This window comes from Spirillospora sp. NPDC052269 (assembly GCF_040679435.1).
Classification (GTDB): domain Bacteria; phylum Actinomycetota; class Actinomycetes; order Streptosporangiales; family Streptosporangiaceae; genus Spirillospora.
The window spans coordinates 221,722-228,230 of the sequence record NZ_JBFAUU010000016.1 but is presented as its reverse complement, the minus strand read 5'-3'; the positions used below and the strand labels follow the sequence as shown (position 1 = coordinate 228,230).

At 71.3% G+C, this 6,509-nt stretch carries 3 protein-coding genes and 1 pseudogene; 3 read left to right on the top strand and 1 reads right to left on the bottom strand.

The window, feature by feature from the left end:
* From AB0L06_RS31670 to AB0L06_RS31660, 3 genes and pseudogenes are all read left to right on the top strand, one after another.
* Nucleotides 1-3,007, top strand: a 3,007-nt coding sequence (locus AB0L06_RS31670) for a hybrid sensor histidine kinase/response regulator (protein WP_500234798.1), incomplete at its 5' end; no start/stop codon positions are given.
* A gap of 99 nt (nucleotides 3,008-3,106) precedes the next feature.
* A pseudogene (locus AB0L06_RS31665) lies at nucleotides 3,107-3,523 on the top strand (response regulator); the annotation flags it as partial.
* A 459-nt stretch (nucleotides 3,524-3,982) separates the two neighbouring features.
* On the top strand, nucleotides 3,983-4,972 hold the full coding sequence (locus tag AB0L06_RS31660; RefSeq protein WP_500234797.1) for an urease accessory protein UreH domain-containing protein: 990 nt from the start codon (nucleotides 3,983-3,985) through the stop codon (nucleotides 4,970-4,972).
* 19 nt (nucleotides 4,973-4,991) lie between these two features.
* Here the strand turns inward: AB0L06_RS31660 and gltX are convergent, their stop codons facing one another.
* Nucleotides 4,992-6,404 carry a glutamate--tRNA ligase gene (gene gltX / locus AB0L06_RS31655; protein ID WP_500234796.1) on the bottom strand — a complete coding sequence of 471 codons (1,413 nt, stop codon included), beginning with the start codon at nucleotides 6,402-6,404 and terminating at the stop codon, nucleotides 4,992-4,994.
* Between the last annotated feature and the right edge of the window lie 105 nt (nucleotides 6,405-6,509).

Here is a 6,509-nt window from a genome sequence, read left to right as displayed (position 1 = left end):
CGCGCAGGGCGAGATCCTCCAGCTCAAGGACACCATCAACACCATGGTCGACACCCTGTCGGCCTTCGCCAACGAGGTCACCCGCGTCGCCCGCGAAGTGGGCACCGAGGGACGGCTCGGCGGACAGGCGAAGGTGCACGGCGTCTCGGGGATCTGGAAGGACCTCACCGACAACGTCAACTCGATGGCGAACAACCTGACCGTCCAGGTGCGCGGGATCGCGCAGGTGACGACGGCGGTCGCGCACGGCGACCTGACCAAGAAGATCGGCGTCGACGCGCAGGGCGAGATCCTCCAGCTCAAGGACACCATCAACACCATGGTCGACACCCTGTCGGCCTTCGCCAACGAGGTCACCCGCGTCGCCCGCGAGGTCGGCACCGAGGGACGCCTCGGCGGACAGGCGAGCGTGCCCGGCGCGGGCGGCATGTGGAAGGACCTCACCGACAACGTCAACGGCATGGCGTCCAACCTGACCTACCAGGTCCGCAACATCGCGCAGGTGGCGACGGCGGTGGCCGACGGCGACCTGACCAAGCGGATCGACGTGGACGCCCAGGGCGAGATCCTGGTCGTGAAGACGACGCTGAACACGATGGTCGACACGCTGTCGTCGTTCGCGTCCGAGGTCACACGCGTGGCGCGCGAGGTGGGCACCGAGGGACGGCTCGGCGGGCAGGCCGAGGTCGAGGGCGTGTCGGGCACCTGGAAGCGGCTGACCGAGAGCGTGAACGAGCTGGCGTCCAACCTGACCACGCAGGTGCGGGCGATCGGCGAGGTGGCGAGCGCGGTGGCGCGCGGCGACCTGACCCGGACGGTCACGGTGGAGGCGCGCGGCGAGGTCGCCGAGCTGTCCGACAACGTGAACCTGATGGTCACGACGCTGCGCGAGACGACCCGCGCGAACGAGGAGCAGGACTGGCTCAAGACCAACCTGGCGCGGATCGGCGGGCTGATGCAGGGCCACCGCGACCTCTACCAGGTCGCGAACCTCATCATGAACGAGCTGACGCCGACCGCCAGCGCCCAGTACGGCGCGTTCTACCTGGCCGAGGGGCAGCCGGGCGAGCGGGAGCTGGTGCTGATCGCCGGGTACGGCATCCCGCGCGACCGGCTGCGCGGGGTGCGGTTCCAACCCGGTGAGGGGCTGGTCGGGCAGGCCGCGCTGGAGCGCCGGACGGTGCTGATCGCCGGCGCCCCGGCCGACTACGTCAAGATCGGTTCAGGGCTGGGCGAGGCGTCCCCGGCGAACGTGATCGTGTTGCCGATCGTGTTCGAGGACGAGGTGCTGGGCGCGATCGAGCTGGCCTCGTTCTCCCGTTTCACCGACGTCCACCTGGCGTTCTTCACCCAGCTCATCGAGACGATCGGGGTGACGCTGAACGCGATCCGGGCCAACACCCGCACCGAGGCGCTGCTCACCGAGTCGCAGCGGCTCGCGCAGGAGCTCCAGGAGCGGTCGGACGAGCTGCAACGGCAGCAGGGCGAGCTGCGGCACTCCAACACCGAGCTGGAGGAGAAGGCGGCGCTGCTGGCCCAGCAGAACCGGGCGATCGAGATCCAGAACTTCCAGATCGAGCAGGCCCGCCGGACGCTGGAGGAGCGCGCCGAGCAGCTCGCTGTGTCCTCGCGGTACAAGTCGGAGTTCCTGGCGAACATGTCGCACGAGCTGCGCACGCCGCTGAACAGCCTGCTCGTGCTGGCCAAGCTGCTGTCGGAGAACCCGGGCGGCAACCTCACCGACAAGCAGGTGGAGTTCGCCCGGACCATCCACGACTCCGGCACCGACCTGCTGGAACTCATCAACGACATCCTCGACCTGGCCAAGGTGGAGGCGGGCAAGATGGAGCTGCACCCGCAGCGCCTGCCCGTGTCGGCGCTGGTCGACTACGTGGAGGCGACGTTCCGCCCGCTGTCGGTCGACAAGGGCCTGGAGTTCGGCGCCGAGGTCGCCGACGGCGTCCCGGCGACGCTGTTCACCGACGAGCAGCGGCTCCAGCAGGTACTGCGGAACCTGCTGTCCAACGCGGTGAAGTTCACCGCCGAGGGGCAGGTGAAGCTGGTCATCGAGCCCGCCGGCGACACCGACTTCGCGCTGGCCTCGCTGTGGCAGACCCCGGACGTGCTGGCCTTCCGGGTGATGGACACCGGGATCGGGGTGAGCGCGGACAAGCTCCAGGTGATCTTCGAGCCGTTCACCCAGGCGGACGGCACCACCAACCGGCGCTACGGCGGCACCGGGCTCGGCCTGTCGATCAGCCGGAACATCGCGCGGCTGCTCGGCGGTGAGATCCAGGTCCGCAGCGAGCCGCGCAAGGGCAGCGTGTTCACGCTGTACCTGCCCGCGCACTATGCCGAGCAGGACGGGCGGCGGCGTCCGGCCGTCCCGCTGGAGGGGACGGTCTCCCCCGTTCCCGAGCTGTCGCCGGTCGAGTCGATGATCAACGGCGGTGGCGGGGACGGCGCGTCCGCTCCGGACCTGCTCGTCCCGCCGCTCGGGCCGTCCGAATCCGGCAACGGCGGCGCGTCGGGGACCGCGGACACGGTGCCGGGCGAGAACGGCGGCGCGCCGATCGCGGGCCTGCTGTCGGAGCCGCCCGCCGACTTCACCGACACCATCCTCGCGGGCCGCAAGGTGCTCATCGTCGACGACGACGTCCGCAACGTGTTCGCCCTGACCAGCGTTCTCGAGGGCTACGGGATGGAGGTGTTCTACGCTGAGGACGGTCAGGCCGGCATCGACCTGCTGCACCGCAACCCGGACGTCGCGCTCGTCCTGATGGACGTGATGATGCCGGGCCTGGACGGGTACGCCACCACGGCCGCGATCCGCGAGATGCCGCAGTTCGCCGACTTGCCGATCATCGTGATCACGGCCAAGGTGATGAAGGGCGACCGTGAGCGGAGCCTCGCCGCCGGGGCGTCGGACTACGTGCCGAAGCCCGTCGACGTCGACCGCCTGCTGGAGGTCATGCGGGTGTGGCTCGGCCGCTCGGTCATCGGCTGACGTCGCGTCCCCGGAGGGCCCGCTCGGTGGGCGGGCCCGCCGCCCGGGGCGTCCGGCGGCCGCCGCACATCAGCAGGTGCCGCAAGGGGAAGGCAACGCGTGGACGACAAGGCGAAGATCCTGCTCGTGGACGACCGGGAGGAGAACCTCGTCGCGCTCGAGGCGATCCTCAGCTCGCTCGACCAGGACCTGGTCCGGGCCCGGTCCGGTGAGGAGGCGCTGAAGGCGCTGCTCACCGACGAGTACGCGGTGATCCTGCTGGACGTGATCATGCCCGGCATGGACGGCTTCGAGACCGCCCGGGACATCAAGCGGCGCAAGAAGACCCGCGACCTGCCGATCATCTTCCTCACCGCGGTGGACAGCGACCCGGACTACGCCTTCCGCGGCTACGCGGCGGGCGCGGTGGACTTCATCTCCAAGCCGTTCGACCCGTGGGTGCTGCGCGCCAAGGTGTCGGTGTTCGTGGAGCTGCACAACAAGAACCGGCAGCTCAGGGAGCAGGCGAGCCTGCTGCGCGACCAGGCGGCGCTGCTGCGCGCGACGCCGCCGCCGGGTCCCGCGGCGCAGCGGATCGCGGTCGCCCGCGACCGGGCGGAACGGCTGCGCGACCGGGTCCCGGAGGACCTGCGTCCAGAGGTCGAGGAGCTGGAGCGCGGTCTGGCCGACGCCGCGATCGCCCTCAACGCCACACCCGGTCCGGGTCCGGTGCCCGGAGCTCCCCCGGCGGGCGGTCTGGGCCTGGGCGGCTCGAACGGGGGAACCGGCTCGGGTGCGGAGTCGGGCTCGGGTGGGGACGTTCCGGCCGACGCCGCAGGTGGGGCGAATGCCGGGGTGGATGCGAAAGGAATCCCCACCGACCGTCCATAGCCGGACAAGAATGGCCATATCGCCACTTTGGTGATGTTTTGATCACCTCCGGTGACGCGTCGGCGGGAGCGGCTCCGGGGAGGGTCCCGCTGCGGAGGTGGGGCCATGAACGCCGCCGCGCTGTTCGCCACGGGATTCGGCACCGGGCTGCCCGCGGGCGGGACGTCCTGCGCGGCCGTGCAGCTGGGCCTGCTGACGGGGGCGGTGCGCGGGGAGGCGCGGGCCGTCCGTCCGGTCGGAGTGTTCCTGTCGTCCAAGCTCGTCACGCACGTCGTGCTCGGCGCGCTGCTGGGGCTGGCCGGTTCCGCGGTGGAGCCGGGGCCGCGCATCAGGGCGGTGCTGCTGGTCGGCGCGGCCGCGCTGATGGTGCTGTTCGCGCTCGACCTGGCGGGGTTCGCGCCGGTCAGGCGGCTGTTGAGGCGGTCTCCGAAGGGCGCTGACGACGACGCGCACTGCGCGCCGGCGCCGTCATCGTCTGGGCGGACGCGTCGTCCGGTCGCGCTCGGGGCGGCGACCGTGCTCGTGCCGTGCGCGCTGACGCTGACGGCCGAACTGCTCGCGGTGTCGTCACGGTCGCCGTTCGGCGGGGCCGCCGTGATGGGCGGGTTCGTGCTGGGGACCGTGCCGTTGTTCGGGCTGGTCGGAGTGACCGTCGGGCGGGCGCTGACGCTCCTGCGCGGACGGCTGACGGCGCTGGTGGCCGTCGCGCTGCTCGGGGTCGCCGGCTGGACGCTGCTGTCCGGGCTGCGGCTGGGCGGCTGGCTTCCGGACGGCGGCGCCGAGGCCACCGCCGCGGCGTCCGCGCGGTTCGTGTCGACCGACGCGTCCGGGACGCAGCTGATCACGGTGTACGCGCTGGACGAGGGCTACCGGCCGTCCGCGCTGACGGCCCGCGCGGGCGTGCGCACCGTGCTCGTGCTGCGGACGAGCAACACCCACGGCCACACGCGGGCCTTCACGATCCCCAGCCGGAACCAGGACGTGGTGCTGCCGGTCACCGGCGAGACGCGGGTCGACCTCGGCGTGCCGAGGGCCGGACGGCTGCGCTACGTGTGCGCGTCCGGCCACTCCCCCGGCGAGATCACCTTCAGGTGACCCCGCCGGGCCGGGCGGGTCACTCGGACGCGGCGGCCTCGCGGACGAGACGGGCGCGGGCGGCCTCGATCCGCTCCAGGGTGCGCTCGCGGCCGAGGATCTCCAGCGACTCGAACAGCGGGAGGCCGACGGTGCGTCCGGTGGCGGCGACGCGGACCGGGGCCTGGGTCTTGCCGAGCTTCAGGCCGTGCGCCGCGCCGACCGCCTCGAGCCGCTCCTTCAGGTCGTCGGCCTTCCACGGCGCGTCCCGGTACGCCTCGGCGGCGTCCGCGAGGATCTGCGCGGCGGGCTCCTTCATGGCCTTCTTCCACGACTGCTCGTCGAAGGGCGGCTCGTCCAGGAAGGCGAAGTCGATCATCTGCTCGATCTCCGACAGCACCGCGACCCGGGTCTGGGCGAGCGGCGCGAGCTGATCGAACACCGCCATGTCGACCTCGAACGGGACGCGCTCCAGGAAGGGCAGGCACGCGGCGACGAACTTCTCGACCGGCAGCATCCGGATGTAGTCGCCGTTGATCGCGCGCAGCTTCTTGACGTCGAAGAACGCGGGCGAGGAGTTGACGTCGTCGATGTGGAACTCGTCCACGATGACGTCCCAGGGGACGATCTCGCGGTCATTGGACGGCGCCCAGCCGAGCAGCATCAGGTAGTTGCGCATGGCCTCGGCGAGGTAGCCCTCGTCGCGGTAGTCCTCGAGCGCGACCTTGTCGCGGCGCTTGGACAGCTTCTGCCGCTTCTCGTTGACGATGACCGGGACGTGCGCCCAGACCGGCGGGGTGCCGCCCAGCGCGTCCCACAGCAGCTGCTGCTTGGGCGCGTTGGACAGGTGCTCCTCGCCGCGGACCACGTGCGTGATGCCCTGGCTCATGTCGTCCACGGTGTTGGCCAGCAGGAACGTGACCGAGCCGTTGGCGCGGGCGATGACGAAGTCCTCCAGGGTGGAGTTCTGGAAGACCGGCTTGCCTCGCAGCAGGTCGACGACGACGGTCTCGCCCTCGTCCGGGGTGCGGAACCGCAGCGCGCGGCCCGGGCCCGCCTCGAGGCCGCGGTCGCGGCAGAAGCCGTCGTAGCCCCGGTGCGGGTCGCCGGTGCGCTCGGTGACCTGCTCGCGGGTGCAGTCGCAGTAGTAGGCGCGGCCCTGCTCGCGCAGCGTGGCGGCGGCCTCGGTGTGCTTGTCGGCGTTGGCGGACTGGAAGTAGGGGCCCTCGTACTCGCCGCCGTCCATACCGAGCCACGCCAGCGCGCGGATGATTCCCTCGGTCCATTCGGGGCTGTTGCGGGAGGCGTCGGTGTCCTCGATCCGCAGCACGAGCGTCCCACCCGACTGCTTGGCCATCACCCAGTTGAACAGGGCGGACCGGGCCCCGCCCACGTGGAACATGCCAGTGGGCGAGGGTGCGAAACGTACTCGGATCGAAGACGCGGAAGACATGTCCCCAAGCGTAGAGCGCTCCGGCCCCCGCTCGCGCACGACGACCCGCGCCGCACGAGGCTTCCTCACGCGTTCCCAGGGATTTCCGGCGCGTCCAGGGGTTTC

Bases quoted from the DNA above. Each gene is read 5' to 3' on its own strand.
- gltX (WP_500234796.1), bottom strand. From the start codon at position 6,404: ATGTCTTCCGCGTCTTCGATCCGAGTACGTTTCGCACCCTCGCCCACT.
- AB0L06_RS31660 (WP_500234797.1), top strand. From the start codon at position 3,983: ATGAACGCCGCCGCGCTGTTCGCCACGGGATTCGGCACCGGGCTGCCC.